This window comes from Paenibacillus harenae, from assembly GCF_030812415.1.
Classification (GTDB): Bacteria; Bacillota; Bacilli; order Paenibacillales; family Paenibacillaceae; genus Pristimantibacillus; species Pristimantibacillus harenae_A.
Genome location: NZ_JAUSST010000004.1, coordinates 50,572 through 71,355 on the forward strand (window position 1 = coordinate 50,572; position 20,784 = coordinate 71,355).

Consider the following 20,784-nt stretch of genomic DNA (forward strand, 5'->3'; position numbering starts at 1 on the left):
TAAGGGGATAGGGTAAAGCGGCAGTTGTTTTAACCTTATACCGGAGGGACCGTTTCAATGTTCGTGATTTGATTAAGCGGAATGATCATGAACGTTGTCGTATCGGTAACAAAGGTGGCAAGCGTGTCCTGGATACTGAATACGGTGCCGGTAAAGCCCGTCGGCAGCCCGGCGGTCATCACGGTAACCAAAGTGCCGTTCAGCAAATACGTCTCCAACAGGGTAAGCAGTTCGGTAAAGTCCCCTATGAAGGCTGGTCCAGGAGGGCCTTGAATGCCTTGAGGACCCGTAGCTCCTGTAGGTCCCACTGGTCCTTGGATGCCTTGAGGACCCATCGGACCAATCGGTCCAAGAGCGCCCGCAGCCCCGGTGGCGCCTGTAAGTCCCCGCAAACCTTCCGGACCTTGCAAGCCTCTTCTTCCTCTCCAGCCACGCGACTCGCTAAAGCCGCGCGGACCTCTGCGCAGACCTCTAGCTTCCTGAGGTTCTCTCATACATTTGGTAGGCTTAACTTCATGTACCTTTTTAACGACATGTTCCTTCTTAACGAGATATACCTTTTTAACGACATGTTCCTTCTTAACGAGATATACCTTCTTGAATCTTTTGATAGCCTTAGCCCGTTTGACGATTTTAACTTTTTTGGCTTTTTTAAGTTTTCTGCATTGATGAGGTTTAGGACATATCTCGTGCGATTGTTCATGCTCGCGTTCACGCTCGCGCTCGAGTCTGCGGCTTACGGGCGGACTTTGGCATTCCAGGAACAATAGTGGTCGGGTTGTAGGGCAACCGCAGTGCTTTCTAGGCATTTTGGCGATTATTTTGTGTTTGACAGGTTTAGGCCCAGTAAGGTGCGGAATGGGCGCTTGACGTTCATGATGATGATGATGATGTGCCGGAGTCATCTGCCTCGGATCAATGACGTATCTGCCTTTAATGGAGACGGATGGACGTTTGATATAGACGTTCGTCATATGCGTTCCTCCTAATGGTTCGTACTTCTATATATGTATCCTTTTTAAGGATGCGGGGTTCTGGGGTATACACTATCTTTTGCCGTCTAGCGCGCCTTGGGAGACACTAGCCCTATCGCTTCCACGTGATTCTGCTGCTATTTTTCTCCGCTTACGTCATCGGTGTATAATTGTTCTATACCAAATGTCTAATGGAGGCGGAGCATGTATACGATCATGATCGTAGAGGATGACGCGAAGATAGCCGAGCTGCTGCGCGCGCATATCAAGAAATACGGCAACGAGGCCGTTATTGCCGGCGACTTTCAACATATATTGGATCAGTTCCAGCAGATCAGGCCGCATGCGGTGCTGATGGACATTAATTTGCCAAGCTTCGACGGCTTCTATTGGTGCAGGCAGATTCGTACCGTATCGACTTGCCCGATCATCTTCATATCCGCGCGCAGCGGCGAGATGGATCAAGTGCGGGCGATCGAGAACGGCGGCGACGATTATATGACGAAGCCGTTCCATTATGAGGTCGTCATGGCCAAAATTCGCAGCCAGCTTAGGCGGGTATACGGCGATTATGCCGCAGCCTCGGCGGAACGGCTCGTTGAACGGGCGGGATTAACGCTTTACCCGGAACGAATGGAGCTTCGCCTAGGGGACAAGACCGCAGCGTTGACGAAGAAGGAAACGGTGCTTGTAGAGACGCTGCTTAGCCGGTTCGAGCGGTTGGTCAGCAGAGAGACGATACTGGAGAAGCTATGGGACGACTACACGTATGTGGACGATAACGCGCTCAGCGTCAACATTACGCGCGTGCGCAAGAAGCTGGCGGAACTTGGCATTGAAGGCTCTCTGGAGACGGTTCGCGGCACGGGCTACCGGCTAAGCGACACCTGGAGCGAGGGGAGGCAGCCATGAAGCTGTTTGCCCGCGAACAATGGCCGGTAATAGTTGTCGTTCTGTTGCAGATGGCAACGGTGACCGTTGTCTTTTACTTGGAAGGATTTCGGAATTGGAAGGTTGCGTTGTACGCTTATTTGCTCGGCTTCTTCTTCGTTGCCGTTTATTTGGTCTATCGTTATACGAACCATCGGCGGTTCTATGAGGTGCTGTCGAGCAAGCAGATACGGTTGGAAGAGTCGATTCAAAGTCTGGAAGACGCGCCGCTGCAAGCGGCTCTGGGAGAGCTGCTGCAGTCGCAATACCGCCATTATGAGAAACGAATATTAGAAGACGAGCGCAAGCGGCAGAATCAAATTACGTTCATGAATCAATGGGTGCATCAGATGAAGACGCCGCTTTCGGTGTTGGAGCTGCTGCTGCAGGACAGCGACGAGCCGCGAGATATCAGCATGTCCGAGGAAACGGACCGCATCCGCAAAGGGCTCGAGATGGTGCTGTACATGGCGAGGCTGGAGACGTTCGAGCAGGATTTTCAGGTGGAGACGCTGTCGCTTCGAGAGCTGGTGAACGATGTGATTTTGGAAAATAAACGGTTGTTCATACGCAGCTTCGTTTACCCGGAAATTCGGATCGAGGAAGAGCTGCGCGTGGAATCCGATGCCAAGTGGCTTCGGTTTATTTTGCAGCAGTTGATTGCCAATGCAGTCAACTATTCGTCAGGATCGAAGAAGAAAGTGACGGTATCGGCAACGACGGACGATCGGTCGGTTATATTGGAAGTCATCGATCGCGGAGCCGGCATCCCGGCTTCCGATCTATCCCGGGTCTTCCTGCCTTTCTTCACCGGGGAGAATGGACGCAGGTTCAAGGAGTCCACGGGCATGGGCCTCTATATCGTGAAGCTGGTGCTGGATAAGATGAACCATGACATTAAGCTCGAGTCGAAGGTTGGCGAAGGGACAACGGTTCGCATCACGTTCCCATACGCGGCTCGGACATAACCCGCAACCTTACAAAGTTGTTAGGTAAATGAAAGCTGCGCTCATAGGAGCGGCGGCTTTTTTGGGCTAGACTAGAGCTATCAACGAAATGCGAGGAGAGATCATTCAGTGGAGCTGCTGCATGTAAAAAGTTTAAATAAAATATATCCAGGCAAGGTTGCTTATAAAGCGCTGACGAACGTGGATCTAACGATTCAGAAGGGGGAGTTCGTCGGCATCATGGGCCCGTCGGGCAGCGGCAAAACAACGCTGCTTAACATGGTGTCCACGATCGATCGTCCTACTTCCGGCGAGGTGCGCATTAACGGGCAGGACCCATACGAGCTGTCCTCGGAGAAGCTAGCCCAATTCCGCCGCAGGGAGCTCGGCTTCGTCTTCCAAGCGTTCAACCTGCTCGACACGCTCACGGTAAAGGAAAACATCGTACTTCCGCTAACGCTCGAGGGTATCGAACTGAAGGAGATGAACAGGCGAGTCGCTTATATGGCGGAGAAGCTTGGCATCAGCGGCATTCTCGATAAGCGTACCTATGAAATATCGGGCGGTCAGGCGCAGCGTACGGCGATTGCGCGGGCGCTTGTCCATACTCCGAAGCTGCTGCTGGCCGACGAGCCGACCGGCAACCTCGATTCCAAGTCGGCGCGCGACGTAATGGAACTGATGGCGCAGCTGAACAGGGAGGAGAATGCGACGACGATGCTAGTAACGCATGATGCAATGGCCGCGAGTTACTGCGATAGAGTCGTGTTTATCAAGGATGGCCAATTCTATACCGAGATCCATTGCGGCGACAACCGACCAGCCTTCTACCAAAAAATCATCAACGTGCTTGCCTTGCTTGGAGGGAATGAGAATGAATTTTCGACAATTCGCGTTTAATAACGTTTATCGCAAAAAACGAACGTACGCCGCTCACTTCATGAGCAGCGCCTTCTCCGTCATGGTGTTCTTCATCTACGCGGTGCTGCTCTACCATCCGGATTTCCAGGGACAGCTTGCTTCCAGCAGCGAAACGGCTTCGTACCTTGGGGGGATGGGGCTTAAAGTCTCGCAATATTTGATTTTTATTTTCTCGTTCTTGTTCCTGCTTTATTCGACGAGCGCCTTCCTTAAGGTCAGGAAACGCGAATTCGGCATTCTACTTATCCTCGGCATGTCGGAGAAACAGCGCAAGAAGCTGACGTTTATCGAAAATATGGTGATCGGACTGGCTTCCGTCGTCTGCGGCATCCTCGTTGGACTGATCTTTACGAAGCTGATTTTAATGGTAAGCTCGCGCATGCTGATGCTCGAGAAGAGTCTCGACTTCTATGTTCCTATTGAAGCCATATGGACGACGGCGGGGGCGTTCGCGCTGCTCTTCTTGTTTATTTCGCTCCTTACGATGCGGATCGGCAAGCGCAATCAGGTGCTTGATCTCATCAAAGAAGGCGAGAAGCCGAAGCCCGAGCCGAAGGCGTCATTATGGCTGTCGCTGCTGGCAATTGTACTGATCTTGGCTGGCTATGGGATGGTGTTCTATTTCGTACTCGGAAAAGCGTTCTACTTCCCGCTGCTTATCGCCGCAGTCGGAAGCGTAATACTCGGCACATACTTCCTGTTCACGCAACTGAGCGTGTATGCGATACGTGCAATGAAGAAGCGGGAGAAGTTCTTTTTCCGACGGATTAATCTATTGACGTTATCGGATCTGACGTACCGGATGAAGGACAATGCGATAATGTTTTTTATGGTCGCTACTGTCATGGCGGTTGCGTTCTCGGGGATTGGCGTCTGCCTGGCGGTCGGAGATCCTGTCCGTTCGGAGAAAATGAATCCTTATGCAATCACGTACCGATCGTATCACAACAACAAGCTGGAGCAAGAGCATATTAAGACGTTTGATGAGAAGTTATCGAGCGGCGGATTCACTTATGAGAAGGCTGCTGTTACGCAAAGGTATACGAACGCAGGTGGAATGGTCATTCGGCTTAGCGACTTCAACAAGCTTGCTGCGATGCTTGGCTATGGGCCGGAGAGCTTGTCGAATACGGAAGCGAGCGTCGCGTCGGGGATTGCATCGCGCAACAATCGAAGCTACGATGACGATGCGCTGCTAACAGCGGTGAGAGAGTGGTCCGGAGCGGACATGACCATAAAGAGTAGGTTTAATGAACTCATATTAATGAATTACGATGATACGCTAATTGTGCCCGACGAGCTGTTCAATACGATTCCAAAGTCACAGTATGAGCAGGAAAATAGCATCAACAAGACGGTATACTTTGTCGTGCCAGACTGGTCGAATACTTTAAGCATGAGCCGAGGCTTGGAGGAGCTCATTCCGACACAAAGCGAGACCGGCGAATATTATTATACTTTACTCGTCATGGACTGGTATCACGATAAGCAGTTGAACGCGATTTTGTTCATTATTAGCGTGCTCGTCGGCGTCGTCTTCTTCACGTTCGCGGCAAGCTTCATCTACTTCCGCCTGTATGCGGATCTGGATCGGGACGAGCGGCAATACCAGATGATCAGCAAGCTGGGACTTAGCCGCAAGGAGCTTAAGCGGTTAGTCACCCGCCAGCTTGTGCTTATGTTCTTCCTGCCGTTCTTGATGGGGCTTATCCATAGCGTCGTGGCGTTCATCAATATGGAGAATCTCGTTCAATATCCGATGTTCGGCAACGCGGCCAACATTTATATTTCGTTCTTCCTTATTCAGTTAGTGTATTTCTTCATGATCCGCTGGCGTTACTTGCGCCATATGTATCAGAAGCTGGCGTAAGCGGCAAAGGTTGAACTAATCTAGATGATAAATAAAACAAGGTTTAGGCTGCTCCAGTCGGAGCAGCCTTCTTCAATTGCAATTGCCTTTTAATAAAAGTAGCCAGGGATTGGCGGTACATCTTAGAATGAAGGAGTGAAACCTGAATATTTTCAACATTATCCTTAATATCTCATCATTAACTCTTGCTTAATGCGGCAGTATTGTAAAAGAATCAACATCGAACTGAAGAAGTCACCTTGGCGCGAAGGATCGTGAAACGATGAAACCAAAACGCATTCAAATGAAAATATTTTTAGCTATGCTTCTCTCTACCGCATTGCCTCTTTCCATAACGTCCGGCATTATATTGTTCCAAGTGTCCCAAACGATAAAAGACGATCGCGACTTCGCGCGGATTCGGGTAGAGGAGGATTTGAAGGATCGAATCGACGAGTATGCAAGGAACTTAAATGAAACCGCTTACCAAATCTATTCCAATCCCGGATTAATTCGCAGCATAGCTCTAAATGAACCATTTCTGACCGACAGCAGAACGTATGATACGGTCAAAGACATTAGAGAGTTTTTTCTTACCGTTTACAATCAATCACGATTAACGGACATTATCGGCATGTATATCTTACGGAATGACGGAGAAGAGCTCGGCAGTTTTTACCCGATGTTATATCCGCATCTCGAACCGGATTATGTGCGATCGCTTCTGCAAACCGCCGAAGACAAACGATATCAGCCGACGACGGTGTTAAGGTACGACAGCATATACAAGGAACCGATTATCCAATATCTTTTTCCCGTACGCTCGCTTGGCAAGCCCGTAGGCTTGCTTGTCATCGATATAAAGGAACAAAACTTCAGAAGTCTGGTGGAACGGTACAACGGCTTCTATAAAGGGCATATTGCGATTACCGATAATGAGCGGTTCGTATTGTACCATACGCTGCCTTCTCTAACGGGAAAGGTTTTGGATGCCCAATCATCGGGCAGCCGCGTCGTGAACATGTCAGTACCGCTTGAAAGCAAAAACCTCACTTTGCGTTACGCTTACGAAATCGATCCAAAGCTGTTGTTATACCGCACATTGGCATTTATAGCGGTGGGCGTCTCCGTATTGCTGGCTTTGGTCATTTCGTTATTTTTGAGCTTTGACATCACGAAGCCGATCGTTAACATGCATCGCAAGATGACCCGCATCCAGATCGGCGATTACGATGCGAGAGTGGAAGTTCAAACGCAGGATGAAATCGGCTTTCTGGGTAATCAGTTCAACCGAATGGCGGAGACGATTAAGCAAATGATCGATCATGATTTGAAGCTTAGACTAATGAATCAAGAATCGCAGATTATGGCGCTTCAAGCGCAAATATCTCCGCATTTTCTGTTCAATACGCTTCAGATGATGTCCGGCATCGCGGATGTGAACCGAGTGCCGGACTTAAAGCTGATTTGCCAGAGCTTAAGCAACATGTATCGGTACAACATGAGCCTGGCTAGCGAATGGGTCACCGTAAAAGAAGAAACGATGCATGTCCGAAACTATTTAGTCATTATCGGCAAGCGCTATACGGGACGTATTTATTCGAGATTGGAAATCGCGCCGGAAATTCGCGATTATGCCATTCCTAAGCTCATATTGCAGCCTCTCGTCGAGAATGCGATCGAACATGGCATTCATCCAAGCGCCAATAGCCGAGGTCTCATTCGGATTAGCGGGAGAGCGGACAAAGAGGCGGGAATACTGCGATTGTATGTCGCGGACAATGGAAACGGCATGACGGATGAGAAGCTTGCGGCCGTCAATGAGCTGCTTAAAAGCAATGATTCCCGCGGCAGCGCGGGAAAAATGTCAATCGGCCTTCACAATGTGAACAAACGAATCGGATTGATATGCGGGGAAACATTCGGCGTTACGATTCTTAGCCGCGCGGCTAAAGGAACAATCGTCATTTGCAAACTACCGCTAAAAGAGGGGGGATAGAATGAAGATATTAATCGTAGATGATGAAACCGCCGTTTACGAACATTTGAAAGCGCTGATTCCTTGGGAGGAGTTAGGTTGGTCGATTGCAGGACATGCTTTAAACGGCGAAGAGGCATGCGAACTCGTCCGATTTCACAATCCGCAGTTGATATTGACCGACGTCCGGATGCCGATCATGGACGGTCTTAAATTTATGGAATGGCTGAGGCAAACCGGAAATACGGCGGAAGTGATCGTACTGAGCGGACACGGAGATTTCGAATATTCGCGCAAGGCGTTTCTGCTGGGGGCGTTCGATTATGTGCTGAAGCCCGTTCAGGAGGCAGAGCTGCTTCGAGTGCTCGACCTTGTCGTGGAGAAGCTTCATCAGAACTCCGCGGTGAAAACGGAGCAAATCAGACAAACGGCGGTTATCCGTTCGGGGCTTTCCGTTCTGACGGATGAGTTGTTTACGCATGCGGTAAGCTCCGGCGAAATTGACGAACATGAATTGTTCGTGAGAGCGGAGCAATTGCAAATCGAGCTGCCGGAGAACGGGTATTACCTAGCCGTATTAAGGATCCTTAATCAAGAGGAGAAGGTAAACGCGAAATACAAAGGAGACCGGGGCGTCTTCCATTTTGCCGTCCGCAATATAGTGCGCGAATCGCTGGAGCACGCCTCCAAACTTATCGTTTACAGACAACTGACGAAGTCCAATGAAATCATACTGCTCTGCGCTTCCCGTGACAAAGAGGATAAACGGCTTCCCGTGCTGCTGGTCAGAACGCTTCAATCGCTGCAAAAATATCTTCACGTGCATGCGAAGCTTGGCGTGAGCCTGCACAAAACAAAGCTGTCCAAATTATCGGCGGCTTACCGCGAGGCATCCCATGCGCTCGATTCCATTCCGCTTGACGACAAAGAGCTGATTGCATATTATGGCGCAGGTACATCAATCAAGCAGGAAGCCGGTATGACTGAGCCGTATTCGGACATTTGGAAACAAATCGGCCTATCGGTCGAGATGCTTCTCGAGACGGGTATTTTGAGGGACGGCAAGCTGCTGATGACGAAGCTGAACGAAGCATTCGAAGATAAAGCTTTAGCCGGAATAAGGGGAAGAGAACTAAAGATATCCGCTTCCGTCCTACTCGAAAAAATCGAAGCGAAAAGCCAGAATGAAGACGTTTTGCTGCTCGTAAGCGAAGGCAAAAACAGGCTTCTGGAAATGAACGTCCCGCAGCTCAAAGAGCTTTTGACCCAAATATTCGAACGTTTATTGTCGTTGACCGGTAACGAAAGAAGATTAAAAAACGGCAAAACGCTTATCGAGGTCATTTGCCGCTACATCGAGGAACATTATCGCACCGTAACGCTAGATGATATTTCGCAGCGATTTTATTTGAATAAAAACTATTTTTGCACGCTGTTCAAACAGGCGACGGAATTAAGCTTTATGGAATTCGTAACGGAAATTCGCATGAAACATGCCAAGCGTCTTCTTAAAGAGAGCGAGCTAAAGACGTATGAAATCGCGGAGCAGGTAGGTTACATGGACCAGCGGTATTTTAGCCAAGTGTTCAAAAAAGCAGTCGGCATGCAGCCTACTCAGTACAAGCGGAAGGAGCAATCTTAATATTTTAAACAATACCGCGAAGATTATCGCATGGGAGCGGCGCAGCCTTGAAGCTACAATTAGAGATGCAAGGAACAATAAAGGAGAGGGGATCACACGCATGAAAGCAAGAAAAAGCACCGCTATCGTTATCGTTACGTCGTTACTTGCGCTAATGTTATCCGCATGTGGGGGAGGCAACGGAGGGGACAACGACGCGAACAAGGCGGACGCAAGCGGCAATACCGATTCCGCTGCCACCGGTAACGAGGCGGAGAAGGAAGTAAACTTAAAGTTCTGGGCTGCGCTCGATCCAAGCACGGATGAGGGAAAGACGATTCAAGCTAAAGTGAAGGAGTTCGACGAAGCGCATAAAAATATTAGCGTCGACCTTCAAGTCATTACGTACGATATTTTGCATGACAAGCTGGTAGCTTCCATTAATGCCGGCGATGCGCCGGACATTAGCTGGGGCCTTGCGGAATGGTTCGGCGAATTTAACAACTTCGGCGCGCTTGCCGATCTGACGCCTTACGTGGACAAATGGGCGGATAAAAACAAAGTGTACGCGAACGTATGGGATGCCCTTAAAGTGGACGGCAAAGTAATGGCTCTACCGAACTATTTGGGCATTCGCGCACTTCTCTATCATGAGCAAATACTAAAAGACGCCGGATTTGACGCACCTCCGGCAACATGGGACGAACTGCTTGCGATGAGTGCGGCCATCAAGGATAAAACAGGCAAAGAAGCGTATGGCATCGCCGGCGCAGGCGTCCGTTCGCCCCAAGAGCTTATTATGTATCTCGCGCAAAACGATGTTCAGCTAGCTAAAAAGATGGACGACGGCAAATACAAAAATACGTGGCTGGACAATCCCGACGAGTTAGCTAAAGCGACCGAGGTATTTAAATTTTATCAAGACTTGCAAGCTAATAAAACGATCACTGCCGACGCCAAAACTTGGGGCTGGGAAGAAGAGGACCAAAACTTCGTACTCGGCCAATACGCAATGGTTGTCAACGGACCTTGGATCGAAGGACGCAGCACGGAAAATCCGGAAGGCATGAAAGACGTAAAAGTGGCAGCGCCGCCCTACAAAAAAACGCCTGCCACCTTTATGGAAATCGCGCCGCTCTACGTATACAACTCCGACCATCTCGATGCGACGTGGGAGCTTGCCCAGTTTCTTATGAGCGCGGATTACCAAAACGCGGTTAACCCGTCGAAAGCTCCGCGCAATGACGTCGTAAGCGAAGCAGGCTGGGGCAAAGACTTCATGGCTTTAGCCGATCAAGGTGTCGTATTCCCTACCGTTTCCTTGGGGGGCATTACGAAGGCGATGGAAGATGCGCTTGCGCGCACCATGCTGAAGAACGATTCTCCTGAATCTGTAGCCAAGTGGTTGGCGGAGGCGATAAACAAGAGCCTTGAAACCACGAATGAATTGAGCGGCAAATAAAAATCGATCTCTAACTTGATAGCACGACCGAAGGGCAGGCTTGGCCTGCCCTTTCTATTCCAACAGAATGCGGTGAGAGAGATGAGAAACCCTATTGAAATAATCAAAACTGCGGGAAGTCGGAATCGCGCGGAACGTTCATTCAGAATGACGTTAAGAGAAAGAAGGCTCAGGACGGCGGCCTATTGGTTTGTTCTGCCGGCTGCCCTGTTTTTTATATTGCTTAATGCCTATCCGTTGATAACCGTATTATGGGACAGCATTCATTTTAAAAATTTGCTCAATAAGTCGTTAAGCGGGTTTTCCGGTCTAAGCAACTTTAAGGAAGTCATTCATAATGAATATTTTGCGAAAGCGTTATGGAACACCGTCGTCTGGACCGTGCTCTCCGTCGCCGGCGAATATGCAATGGGTCTTGTGTCCGCCGTAGCGTTGAACCAGCAGGTGCGGGGCAGATCCCTATTTAGAGCGATCATCATTATTCCATGGGTTGTTCCGATCGTTATTGCAGGCATGACTTGGACTTGGATGCTGACGCCGGATTACGGCATTATTAATTTATGGCTTACGAAGCTCGGCATTATCGATAAACCGTATTATTGGTTAGGAGAGCTCGATACGGCATTGCTGACGGTTGTATTCGTCAACATCTGGAGAAGCTTTCCGTTCTATACGATCAGCCTGCTGGCAAGCCTTCAGTCCGTATCACGCGATATGCTCGAGGCTGCGGCCATTGACGGAGCAGGCGTAAGAACCCGGTTCTTCCGCATTGTGATGCCGCAACTGAAGATCGTTTCGCTAACCGTTATTTTTATTCACGTTATCTGGACGGCAATCAACTTCGATTTCATTTGGGTCATGACGGAAGGCGGCCCGTTGTATGCTTCCGAGACGCTGCCCATTATGATCTACCGATATGCGATGGAATCCTATAATTTCGGAAATGCTTCCGCCCTGGCGTCGATGATGCTCGGATTTATGATTTGCGGATTTATTTTATATTATCTATTCAGCCAAAGGAAAAGTCGGACCTAACCGTTCGGATCGGAGTGTGAAAAAGAATGTTAATAAGCCGCAGAAAACAACGATTGTTAACTTTTATTACTTACGCGGTACTCGTAGGTTTTGCCTTTTATTGCTTGTTTCCTTTTCTCTGGATGTTTGCAACTTCCTTGAAGCCGGATACGGAAATTCGGACATTGAACCCGAGCTTCTTCATTTCTAAACCTACCCTCAAGCACTTCGACAACGTGCTTAACGGTTCGGCCTTCATCACTTTTTTCAAAAACAGCGTCTTCATTGCGGCCGTAACGACGGCGGCATCTCTAATGATCTCGATCTTCGCGGGATACGCGCTTAGCCGCTTTATCCGGTTCAAAGGCGTGAAAGCCTTCAGCGTGGCGATGCTCCTCTCGCAAATGATTCCGGGCGTTCTGCTGCTCATTCCGTTGTACCTCGTCATGAAAAACATGAACCTGATTAATACCTACTGGTCGTTGATATTAGCTTATACGACGTTTACCGTTCCGCTCTGCACGTTCATGATGAAAGGATTTTTCGATACGATTCCGTATGAAATGGAAGAATCGGCGGAAATCGACGGATGCTCGAGAGTAGGCATTATTTTTAGAATTTTGCTTCCGGTATCGCTGCCAAGCTTGGTGGCTACTTCGTTATTCGCTTTTTTGAACGCTTGGAATGAATTCATGTTCGGATTTGTGTTCATAAATGACGAAGCGCATCGTACATTGACGCCGGGGGTCAGTCTGTTTAAAGGATTGTACCAGACGGATTGGGGCAGCATGATGGCAGCCTCCGTACTGAGCGTGCTTCCGATCGTTATCATATTCGTATTCATGCAGCGTTTCCTTATCGAAGGGATGACGGCTGGCGCGGTGAAAGGATAAGCAGCCCTGTCGCGATTTCATTATTTTAGAGAAAACGGACTCGTCATTCTTATCGAAACGACCGAAGGGCTTAATCAGCGTAGCCCTTCCGCCCCATACTCGGCGCGGGTGTACGAATTAAAGGTAAGCAGGTAAAAAGTTCTTTGGTTTCTTACCGCCTTCTGAGCTCGAAGAACTCGCAAGCGTTTCGCTTATGATACGTAATATCGCTGACGCTCGATTGCGTAACGACGGTCGAATCGTCGAAGCGTACGACGACGGTGCTTCCTTCGATAATATGATTATTTTGGAAAACGCGGATTTTGAGCTGTTTTTGGATGACTTCCTCGAAGTCGCTATCTGTAAAGAGTCGTCGATTGACGGACATAAGTATAAACTCCTTCACTATCGATCTCCATTTGTATGGATCGTATGCAATGTAATGACTTGTCTAGTCTACAAGCGATAGCAACCACAGTCAAATAGGCGAGCCATAAAGGCAAAGCTAAGCGAAGAGAAGGGCCGTCCGATATGGTAAGATGAGGACAGAAACGATCGATAGGTTCGATAACGACGATAACGAGGTGGCTCATGAAATTTTCAGTATTTACGGTAATGCTTCCCGATTGCTCGCAGCAGCGTACGTTGGAACTGCTTCGCGCGAATGGCTATGACGGCGTAGAATGGCGGTTCACGAAGACGAATCCGGCTAAACGCGACGAAGCGCCTTCGTTCTGGGGCAACAACTTGTCCACCGTCGAGACGGACAGTACAGAAGCCGAGCTGCTAGAGCTTAAGCAATTGACGGAGGCGGCTGGTCTAGTCGTGCCGAATGTGGCAGCGTACATCGGAAGCGGCGATTTAGCCGCTACGGAAAACGCGATGCGCGCGGCGAAGCTGCTTGGCGCGCCTTCCATCCGAATTGGCGTACCGAATTATGACGGAAAGCGTACCTATCAAGAGCTGTATGCCGAGGCACGCGCGTACTTGCAAGAAGCGGAGGCGCTTAGCCGCTCTTACGGTATCCAAGGACTCATAGAGGTTCACCATGGCAACATTGCATCTAGCGCGTCGCTTGCCCGCCGTCTGGTAGAAGGGTTCGATGCAAGCCATATCGGCGTTATTTATGATCCGGGCAATATGGTGCATGAAGGCTTCGAGAACTATCAAATGGGACTAGAGGTGCTGGGCGAATACTTGGCGCATGTTCATGTGAAGAACGCTGCATGGCAGCGTACGGATGAGACGCTGCCGACGATCGGAAGCGGCGAGCATGGACGAATCTGGCAAGCATCGTGGTCGGCCGTAACGTCTGGCGTGGTCCATTGGCCGCAAGTGATTGCCGCGCTGCGCGCTGTCGGCTACGACGGCTGGCTCAGCTTCGAGGACTTCAGCGGCTCTGCCGATTCCGAGACGTTGCTCCGCGACAATATCGCTTATATCCGCTCGTTATTATAGAAGAACGATCAGAATGCAGACCGTGCAAGCGGGTCTGTATTTTTTTTGCATTTGACGAGTTGACACTAATGCCTTAGATTCCCTCTCCATGCTTGCGGACACCAGAAAGGTAGTCATGCCGAGTCTTGATTTGTTTTACATCCGAAGGATGTTACAGTATACTGTAACTAATGCATTAAAGTGTAAAGGTCAGGAGAGATGATATGGAACAGTATACGGCTAAGCAATTGACGGAGATTTTACAGGGCGAGGATGCGGGGATGAATTTGCGAACGGTTCGGTATTATACGCAAATTGGCGTCATTCCACCGCTCGAGCTTGTCGGCAACAAACGTGTCTATACCGACAATCATCTGCATTACTTTCGTGCGATATTGACGCTCGCGAGGAGCGGAGAGACGCTTGCCGGCATCCAGAAGCAGTTGGATCGGCTGTCGATCGAAGAAGTAATCCGAATCGGCGAGAAGCTTCCGCTCTATCAGGCCGATCGAATGTTAAAGCATGACACTTACGTCATTAGCGAGGATATTATTTTGTCGCTTAGCTCCCGTACCGCTCCAGAGCTGCGAAGCAAAATCATCAACGCTGTCACACGCTTAGCGGAAGGGGAAGATCAAGCATGATTACGATACGTTCGGCCAAGTCCAAGCTCGAGCATGCGGATGGGATGAACCATCTGATCGTACAATTCGGTCCGATTGGAGACGTTACGGCAGCTCGTATCGGGATCGTGCTTCCTCAGGGAATAAGCCGCAGCAGCAATCTGTCACGCTTCTATGAGAACGATAAGGGCGAGATTGTCATATACCGTCCCGACCGGGCCGATGAATTCATCATAACGATTTATACGGATGAACCGATAAGCTGCGGCAGCAAACCTATTGTAGCGGTACTGATTTACACGGATAAGCAGGGGAATGAGCAGCGGATCGAGTACGTTTATAGGATGGAAGTCGCCCTTGAGGAGCAAATGGACGATGTCCTTATCGATGAAGAGGTAGTCGCTAAAGTACGTGAATTGCGGCTTGCTCAGCGTAATGACGGGGAGAGAGATGCCCTTACTGACGATTATGCTGCCGCTAAGCCAATTCCAATTGCGCCCGGGCCTTATTCCGATCTGGAGAAAAAGTATCGAATCGAGGGCTAGTAGAAGAAGGGGAGAGCTGGTATGGAGCATTCGGGGTATCCATCGTTTTACGCCGATAATCGAGGCGTTAACATTCATTATTATGACGCAAGCCCTGACCTCGAAGCTGGACGCGTACCGTTAGTCGTATGTCCTGGGTTGTCGGAAACGGCGGAAGAATATTTCGAGTTGCTCGAGACTGTCATATCGCTCTCACCAAGAAGATGCATGTTGTTATCTTTCCGCGGGAGAGGGCATAGCGATACGCCAGACACCGGCTATGACTTAGAGGACCATATAAGCGACATAGAGACCGTCGTAAAGCATGCGCGGCTGGAGAAATTTCATTTGCTCGGTTATTCCCGCGGGGTGTCGTATGCTCTTGGTTATGCTTTCAAGCATAAGGAAAACGTGAGGTCGCTGCTAATCGGCGATTATCCGCCGGAGCATCGGATGATGCCGCCAGAGTGCCGAGCGCCTATATTGATCAGTATTTAGTTCCTTTCGGCCGTACCGAATGCATCCGTACCAAGGCGGTGATAGGGATTCAGAAGGAATCGACGCAGATCAGCCTCGATAAAAGGCTCGAATGTCCCGTTTTTGTCGCAAGGGGATTGAATGATGATTCTATGCTGCCCGACAACGAGCTTGGCCGTTACCGTAAAATGTGCAAGAACCTAACCGTTAAGGAGTACCCGGAGTCAGGACACGCTTTGAAGGAAACAACGGGAAATCGCTTTTATGCCGACATCGCTCTTTTTTTGGATAGCCATGACAGATACGGAAAATAGGGAGAAGGAATTCGGAATGGATGGGGAACGGAGCAGTCGGTTCGATCGATTGAATGAGTATGTGTACCGTATACAACAAGAGATTGGCGCTACCGCAGCGGCAGTCTACATTATTCAAAAGGATAAGGTCGTCAACGAGTGGTATTCTGGCAGGCATAGTGCCTCGCCGACTGCAAGACGGGTAGATGAGGCATCGCAGTTCAATGTAGCGTCAGTGCGCAAAACGTATCTCGCATTAGCTATAAGTCTAATGATGGAGAAAGGGTTGATCGGCGGTATCGACGATGAGATCATTATCTATTTGCGGGATTGCGGAGAATCGGCAGAGGGCGTGACGCTGCGTCATCTGTTGACGCATACGCATGGATTGGTCTGGAAAGACGGCATGTTAGCGAAGGAGTTCAAGGCCGGCGAGGGCTGGGCCTATCGCAATACCGGCATCGATTTGTTATTCCGGCTCGTTCACGTTCTGACCGGCATGACGCTTAGCGAATGGCTGGAGCAAGAACTGTTCATTCCCTATCGTTTCGACGAGACGGGCTGGCGAACGAAGCCTCATGAGCACATGATCTATAACTACTACGAAAATGATCCTAATTGGGTTGGGCCAAACGATAGTCCGGCAGGCGATCAAAGCAACCTGTTCGTTAGTGCGCGTGAATTGGCCAAATGGGGTTATCTTCATCTGAAGAGAGGCAGGTTGACCGGCGTGCAAGCCATTCCAGAGGCGGTGTTCGCCCGAGTCGTTGAGCATCAATCGCCGCCCGCGCATGCGCAAGAGGAGCCGCGCCAAGGCATGATATGGTGGCTGCAGCATCATACGCCGCTGAATCAGCTTGGGGAACGACTGCCAAGCGATTCGTATCAAGTTCTTGGTTTAACGGGCTGCGCTTGTCTTGTCATCCCGCGATATGACGCTGTCGTCGTGAGGATGTACAATCAGCTCGCCAACGAAGCGGGGTATGATTATTTGAGCGATATACGGGAGTTCGGGAACTTTGCCGGCCATCTGCTTGCAGAGGGATAAGGATGCCGGGCTTTGGCTTCTAAAGCGGACGTGTATACAGCATTAACCAAAACTCAGTTCCGCAGCTGTCGAAAGCGGCTAACCTTCGATATCCGGCTTTCGTATATAATGCGATCGCTCTGCGATTGAAAGCCGCGACGCTTAAACGCAGTCTCCGCGGCTGGAACGTATCTATCGTATACTGAGTGACGGTCGCCAGAAAATCCGCTCCTCTGCCTTGCCCGACGAGATCGGGCCGCATGCCGATCCCTACGTCAATGACGTCCTTGCCGCCATACAGGCCGGCAAGCCGTCCTCCGGGCACTTGCGCATGCGGGCCGAGGCAAAAGAATCCGATCATTTCGGCGCCGTATGCGGTCGTTACCGAATAGTAGCTGCCGTCCGTCAACTCCTCTATCGTATCGGGGCTATAGGCAATATCATAGAACGAGTACTCGCCGTCGTATCGCCAGTTGCATATTTGCTTGGCTTCTTCATGCGCCAGCGGTTGTATGAGCATGACGCATCGCCTCCTTGCGGACCGATCAATGAATGCTTCTTATAAATCGTATGCCTCCATCCACAGTTTCAGAAATTTCAGCTTTCCGTCAAAATAATTGTCATCCTGCCATGCTCCCCAGACGGCGCTATTGCCCGTATGCAGTCCGAGCAGCCATAATTGCCTGATGGCAACGAATGAAGGGATGGCGTCCAGATCGGATTGCCCAAGCGGACGTTCCGATAAATAAGCGCCTAAGAAGGCTTCCCAGCACTCGTCTCCGAACTTCTCGGGATCATGTCTGCCATGTACGAAATTCCATAGGTAGACGGATAAGTCGTACGCGCGCCAGCCTGCTCCGCAGCAGTCGAAGTCGAAGTGCGTCAGTCCGCTTTCTTCTTCATGGAACACATTCCAGCCATGCAGGTCGCCATGGCATACGCCCCAGTCGTTATTATTCGGAGACAGTTGATTCATCCGCTGTTTCAGCCGGTCGGCAGTCTCTAGAACGAAACGTGCGTCATCGGGACGGTGCTGCAGCTTGGGCAACAGATGCGCGAGCGGTTCATCGAGCAGATGAACGCTGTCCAGATCGAAGCGGTCATGGGACGGAACGAAGCCATTAGACGCATGATGAAGCTGGGCTACCGCTCGGCCGTATCGGACGCTCGTATTTATGTCCGCTTTGCCGACGCCTTCGGCGTAGGTGAATAAAGCTGCATAGCGAGTTCCCTCCGAGGCGGCTAGATACGTAAGCAGCTCTCCGTCTTTCCGTGCAATGGGATAAGATAGCGGGATGCCGCAGTCATTCAGGTAAAGCAGCAGATCGAGCTCGTAACGGATAGCCGCCTCGTCGCGCCAATGGCGTTTGTAGACGCGCAGTACGTAGCGGCCCTTGTCCGTAACGACGTCGTAGGTATCGTTCAACCCGTTCGAGACGAATCGGCTCACGAGCGGAACGCCGATATCGTACAGCTCGGCAACGGCGGAGAATAAATCTTCTTTATCAAACACCGTATGGATAGCCGCAACTTTTATCATCGTATTTTCTTCCTCCTAGAAGGGTTCGGTTCGATATATGATTTTATTCTAGCTTGGCGGGCAGGCGAGCGTGATATAAAAGATGATTATAATTGTTTCATACATACCGGTAGAAAGGGCGTACGCGATTTGAAACGAATAGATGTCGCTTCTGTGCTTCTATTGGAGCTCCCTAAGAGAGATGAAGTCTGCGGATAGAGGTGCCTACGAAGGCGAGCTGTAAATCATCGTTAATCGAGCAGGTTGCGTAACTCGCTTAAGGTCGTTATGGATTGATAGGGCGCCGCATCGGGACGGGGATCGAGCAACGGACGTTTATGGCTGATCCAGACGCCGCGAATGCCCATTCGCTGAGGTGCGGTAATCTCCCACTCGTAGTTGTCCCCGACCATCCATGCGAACTCAGGCTCTACTCCGCCAAGCAGCTCCAACGCATGCAAGTAGACGCGCGGATCGGGTTTGCCGATGCCGACCTCCTGCTCGATTAAAATCTGATCGAACAAAGGCGCAAGGTTGAAACGCTCGATTTTGTAACGCTGCTCCGCCGAAGTGCCGTTCGTTAGGAGCGCGAGCTTAATGCCTAGCGATCTTATATGCCGGATCGTTTCAATCGCGTCGTTATACAAATAGATCGCCTCATTGCGCACTTGTCCGTAATCTTGGGCGATCGCGCGCGAGACGGACGAGTCGCGGCTGCTGCTGAAGGATAAGTCGCGCAGAGCGGCATCAATAATGCGCGTTCTTGCAGCGGTCAGGTCCATCCTGCCATCGCGGTGCCGTTCAGCGTCGCTCCAATACCATTTTGCCTGCGCTTTAATCGCGCGTACTAGTTCCCGAACAGCGCCCAAGTCAGTGGTCTTTAGATGCTTGCCGCATACTTGAAACCAGCAGGCGTCAACGTCTACTCCATGCTCGAAGGCAATAATGGTATCATCCATGTCCAATAAAATAGCTTCAGGCCGCGAAACCATCTCCACCACTCCCATTCATTCGCCTTCAGTATTCGTTCCTAATTCCATTATAAGGTCTCAAGGCCCAGCCGCAACGGGCAAGCTGCCTTCTTTTTTGGCCGAGCCTCGCATATGAATGGATACAGAGGACGGACAGGGTGAAGCGGAAGGAGGCCTTGAACTTGGCAAAATGGGGAAGGAGAGGCTTGCGGTTTCGTTCATTCGGAGGCGGCATGTGGACGGGAAGACCGCTGAAAAGAGTGAAAACGGTAAGCTGGGGCAGCAAAACAAGCGCGTCAACAACGAGCTCGTCAGGGGCGAAGTGGGGGGCTAGAGCAGGAGGAAGCCGCGGGAAATGGGGCAAGCGCACGCCTTCTCTGTCGTTTGGCGCGGGGATGCGGAACAGGAGTAGCAGCAACAGCGGTGGACCGCCTGGAGCATGGGGAGGACGACCGGCTAGGCCGCGCATGCGGCGGCGCAATTTTTGGCTCATTGCACTGATCGTTATGACGCTGTTATCGATACAGTCGTTTGTATATATCGAACGAAACTTAAGGCCGCCGCTCATGAATATCGCTAAGATTCGGGTGAAGCAGGTCGCTACGCAGGCGATTAATAAGGCGATAACCGATCAGGTGGCCAATCAATCGGAGTCGGATAAGCTGATCGACTGGAAGATGAACAGCAACGGCAAAATCTCGGGCTTCATTCTGAATTACGCCGAGCATATGAAGATCACGTCGCAGACGGTATCCACCGTGGAGAACACGCTTAAGGACATGGAGGACATTCCGGAGCATATCCCGATCGGCCATGCGCTGAACAGCGCGATCATATCGTCGTTCGGGCCGAGAGTGCCGGTGAAGTTCGAGCCGGTCGGAGCGGCGAAGGTGGAGCTCAGCACGCGCGAGAAGGACGTTGCCATTAACATGGTGCTGGTCGAGGTATACATCCGCATTACGGCCGAAGTAACGATTATCATCCCGTTCGATACCGAACCGGAGCTGGTCGAGACGGAGATTCCGATTTCGTATCTGCTCGTCGTTGGAGACGTACCGATGTATTACTATGACAATACAGGCAAGCCTGTAGGCGATTCGGCAGGGCAAGCGCCGAACATATCCGTTCCTTTGTCGCCGGGCTCAGGCGTTTCGATTCAGGGCGAGGACGCCGATAATAAGGATAGCGGGGAAAGTGACGCTAGCGGCAACGCGTCGGGGGGCGAAGGCGCGGCTGGAGATACATCCGGCGAGCATGGCAACAACAGCGCCGGAAATGCTGGCAATACTGGCGCAGAATAATGCAACAAGGCCTCCCGGACGAATAGGGAGGCCTTGTTATCGTA

20 protein-coding genes are annotated in these 20,784 nt (G+C 50.5%); 15 read left to right on the forward strand and 5 right to left on the reverse strand.

Translation table 11 applies throughout. The features are described 5' to 3' along the window. Positions 1 to 35: 35 nt before the first annotated feature. Positions 36 to 974: a hypothetical protein gene (locus tag J2T14_RS15165; RefSeq protein ID WP_307472056.1), complete on the reverse strand. Its 939-nt coding sequence runs from the start codon at positions 972 to 974 to the stop codon at positions 36 to 38. Positions 975 to 1,178: 204 nt separating this feature from the next. On the opposite strand from J2T14_RS15165, the gene J2T14_RS15170 reads away from it, so the two are divergent. The 9 genes from J2T14_RS15170 (at position 1,179) to J2T14_RS15210 (ending at position 12,589) form a co-directional block, all read left to right on the forward strand. Then, positions 1,179 to 1,886, forward strand: a complete 708-nt coding sequence (locus tag J2T14_RS15170; RefSeq protein WP_307472058.1) for a response regulator transcription factor — start codon at positions 1,179 to 1,181, stop codon at positions 1,884 to 1,886. Further along, on the forward strand, positions 1,883 to 2,872 hold the full coding sequence (locus J2T14_RS15175) for a sensor histidine kinase (RefSeq protein ID WP_307472060.1): 990 nt from the start codon (positions 1,883 to 1,885) through the stop codon (positions 2,870 to 2,872). The genes J2T14_RS15170 and J2T14_RS15175 overlap by 4 nt, the downstream gene beginning before the upstream one ends. Before the next feature lie 108 nt (positions 2,873 to 2,980). Then, the gene (locus tag J2T14_RS15180) at positions 2,981 to 3,751 is read left to right on the forward strand and encodes an ABC transporter ATP-binding protein (RefSeq protein WP_307472063.1); all 771 of its coding nucleotides are present in this window, start codon (positions 2,981 to 2,983) and stop codon (positions 3,749 to 3,751) included. Next, positions 3,726 to 5,642, forward strand: coding sequence for an ABC transporter permease (locus J2T14_RS15185; protein ID WP_307472065.1), 1,917 nt, complete (start codon positions 3,726 to 3,728; stop codon positions 5,640 to 5,642). The genes J2T14_RS15180 and J2T14_RS15185 overlap by 26 nt, the downstream gene beginning before the upstream one ends. Positions 5,643 to 5,904: 262 nt before the next feature. Then, complete coding sequence (locus tag J2T14_RS15190) at positions 5,905 to 7,620, forward strand: cache domain-containing sensor histidine kinase (protein ID WP_307472067.1); 1,716 nt, start codon at positions 5,905 to 5,907, stop codon at positions 7,618 to 7,620. 1 nt (position 7,621) lies between these two features. After that, positions 7,622 to 9,241, forward strand: coding sequence for a response regulator (locus J2T14_RS15195; RefSeq protein WP_307472069.1), 1,620 nt, complete (start codon positions 7,622 to 7,624; stop codon positions 9,239 to 9,241). Positions 9,242 to 9,341: 100 nt separating this feature from the next. After that, positions 9,342 to 10,682, forward strand: coding sequence for an ABC transporter substrate-binding protein (locus tag J2T14_RS15200; RefSeq protein WP_307472070.1), 1,341 nt, complete (start codon positions 9,342 to 9,344; stop codon positions 10,680 to 10,682). 147 nt (positions 10,683 to 10,829) lie between these two features. Further along, positions 10,830 to 11,717: a carbohydrate ABC transporter permease gene (locus J2T14_RS15205; protein WP_307472072.1), complete on the forward strand. Its 888-nt coding sequence runs from the start codon at positions 10,830 to 10,832 to the stop codon at positions 11,715 to 11,717. A gap of 26 nt (positions 11,718 to 11,743) precedes the next feature. Beyond that, positions 11,744 to 12,589: a carbohydrate ABC transporter permease gene (locus tag J2T14_RS15210; RefSeq protein ID WP_307472075.1), complete on the forward strand. Its 846-nt coding sequence runs from the start codon at positions 11,744 to 11,746 to the stop codon at positions 12,587 to 12,589. A 151-nt stretch (positions 12,590 to 12,740) separates the two neighbouring features. Here the strand turns inward: J2T14_RS15210 and J2T14_RS15215 are convergent, their stop codons facing one another. Beyond that, on the reverse strand, positions 12,741 to 12,956 hold the full coding sequence (locus J2T14_RS15215; protein ID WP_307472077.1) for a hypothetical protein: 216 nt from the start codon (positions 12,954 to 12,956) through the stop codon (positions 12,741 to 12,743). Positions 12,957 to 13,159: 203 nt separating this feature from the next. On the opposite strand from J2T14_RS15215, the gene J2T14_RS15220 reads away from it, so the two are divergent. The 5 genes from J2T14_RS15220 (at position 13,160) to J2T14_RS15240 (ending at position 16,970) form a co-directional block, all read left to right on the forward strand. Further along, positions 13,160 to 14,026, forward strand: a complete 867-nt coding sequence (locus J2T14_RS15220; RefSeq protein ID WP_307472079.1) for a sugar phosphate isomerase/epimerase family protein — start codon at positions 13,160 to 13,162, stop codon at positions 14,024 to 14,026. Between the two features lie 203 nt (positions 14,027 to 14,229). Further along, positions 14,230 to 14,649: a MerR family transcriptional regulator gene (locus tag J2T14_RS15225; protein WP_307472081.1), complete on the forward strand. Its 420-nt coding sequence runs from the start codon at positions 14,230 to 14,232 to the stop codon at positions 14,647 to 14,649. After that, positions 14,646 to 15,173: a hypothetical protein gene (locus J2T14_RS15230; protein WP_307472083.1), complete on the forward strand. Its 528-nt coding sequence runs from the start codon at positions 14,646 to 14,648 to the stop codon at positions 15,171 to 15,173. The genes J2T14_RS15225 and J2T14_RS15230 overlap by 4 nt, the downstream gene beginning before the upstream one ends. A 21-nt stretch (positions 15,174 to 15,194) precedes the next feature. Next, positions 15,195 to 15,650: an alpha/beta fold hydrolase gene (locus J2T14_RS15235; RefSeq protein ID WP_307472085.1), complete on the forward strand. Its 456-nt coding sequence runs from the start codon at positions 15,195 to 15,197 to the stop codon at positions 15,648 to 15,650. A gap of 309 nt (positions 15,651 to 15,959) precedes the next feature. Beyond that, positions 15,960 to 16,970, forward strand: a complete 1,011-nt coding sequence (locus tag J2T14_RS15240; protein WP_307472087.1) for a serine hydrolase domain-containing protein — start codon at positions 15,960 to 15,962, stop codon at positions 16,968 to 16,970. Between the two features lie 19 nt (positions 16,971 to 16,989). Here J2T14_RS15240 and J2T14_RS15245 read toward each other — a convergent pair whose 3' ends face one another. The 3 genes from J2T14_RS15245 to J2T14_RS15255 form a co-directional block, all read right to left on the reverse strand. After that, positions 16,990 to 17,469 (reverse strand): GNAT family N-acetyltransferase, encoded by a 480-nt coding sequence (locus J2T14_RS15245; RefSeq protein WP_307472089.1) that lies wholly within the window; start codon positions 17,467 to 17,469, stop codon positions 16,990 to 16,992. 39 nt (positions 17,470 to 17,508) lie between these two features. Next, a complete protein-coding gene (locus J2T14_RS15250; protein WP_307472090.1) occupies positions 17,509 to 18,489 on the reverse strand; it encodes a phosphotransferase in 981 nt (326 codons plus the stop codon). 230 nt (positions 18,490 to 18,719) lie between these two features. After that, positions 18,720 to 19,475 (reverse strand): HAD family hydrolase, encoded by a 756-nt coding sequence (locus tag J2T14_RS15255; protein ID WP_307472093.1) that lies wholly within the window; start codon positions 19,473 to 19,475, stop codon positions 18,720 to 18,722. A gap of 146 nt (positions 19,476 to 19,621) precedes the next feature. Here J2T14_RS15255 and yunB point away from each other — a divergent pair, with 146 nt between their 5' ends. Continuing rightward, a complete protein-coding gene (gene yunB, locus J2T14_RS15260; RefSeq protein ID WP_307200889.1) occupies positions 19,622 to 20,740 on the forward strand; it encodes a sporulation protein YunB in 1,119 nt (372 codons plus the stop codon). The last annotated feature ends 44 nt before the right edge of the window (positions 20,741 to 20,784 follow it).

Coding starts and splice junctions, on each gene's coding strand:
- J2T14_RS15165 (WP_307472056.1), bottom strand. CDS start 974: ATGACGAACGTCTATATCAAACGTCCATCCGTCTCCATTAAAGGCAGA.
- J2T14_RS15170 (WP_307472058.1), top strand. CDS start 1,179: ATGTATACGATCATGATCGTAGAGGATGACGCGAAGATAGCCGAGCTG.
- J2T14_RS15175 (WP_307472060.1), top strand. CDS start 1,883: ATGAAGCTGTTTGCCCGCGAACAATGGCCGGTAATAGTTGTCGTTCTG.
- J2T14_RS15185 (WP_307472065.1), top strand. CDS start 3,726: ATGAATTTTCGACAATTCGCGTTTAATAACGTTTATCGCAAAAAACGA.
- J2T14_RS15190 (WP_307472067.1), top strand. CDS start 5,905: ATGAAACCAAAACGCATTCAAATGAAAATATTTTTAGCTATGCTTCTC.
- J2T14_RS15195 (WP_307472069.1), top strand. CDS start 7,622: ATGAAGATATTAATCGTAGATGATGAAACCGCCGTTTACGAACATTTG.
- J2T14_RS15200 (WP_307472070.1), top strand. CDS start 9,342: ATGAAAGCAAGAAAAAGCACCGCTATCGTTATCGTTACGTCGTTACTT.
- J2T14_RS15205 (WP_307472072.1), top strand. CDS start 10,830: ATGACGTTAAGAGAAAGAAGGCTCAGGACGGCGGCCTATTGGTTTGTT.
- J2T14_RS15210 (WP_307472075.1), top strand. CDS start 11,744: ATGTTAATAAGCCGCAGAAAACAACGATTGTTAACTTTTATTACTTAC.
- J2T14_RS15215 (WP_307472077.1), bottom strand. CDS start 12,956: ATGTCCGTCAATCGACGACTCTTTACAGATAGCGACTTCGAGGAAGTC.
- J2T14_RS15220 (WP_307472079.1), top strand. CDS start 13,160: ATGAAATTTTCAGTATTTACGGTAATGCTTCCCGATTGCTCGCAGCAG.
- J2T14_RS15225 (WP_307472081.1), top strand. CDS start 14,230: ATGGAACAGTATACGGCTAAGCAATTGACGGAGATTTTACAGGGCGAG.
- J2T14_RS15230 (WP_307472083.1), top strand. CDS start 14,646: ATGATTACGATACGTTCGGCCAAGTCCAAGCTCGAGCATGCGGATGGG.
- J2T14_RS15235 (WP_307472085.1), top strand. CDS start 15,195: ATGGAGCATTCGGGGTATCCATCGTTTTACGCCGATAATCGAGGCGTT.
- J2T14_RS15240 (WP_307472087.1), top strand. CDS start 15,960: ATGGATGGGGAACGGAGCAGTCGGTTCGATCGATTGAATGAGTATGTG.
- J2T14_RS15245 (WP_307472089.1), bottom strand. CDS start 17,469: ATGCTCATACAACCGCTGGCGCATGAAGAAGCCAAGCAAATATGCAAC.
- J2T14_RS15250 (WP_307472090.1), bottom strand. CDS start 18,489: ATGATAAAAGTTGCGGCTATCCATACGGTGTTTGATAAAGAAGATTTA.
- J2T14_RS15255 (WP_307472093.1), bottom strand. CDS start 19,475: ATGGGAGTGGTGGAGATGGTTTCGCGGCCTGAAGCTATTTTATTGGAC.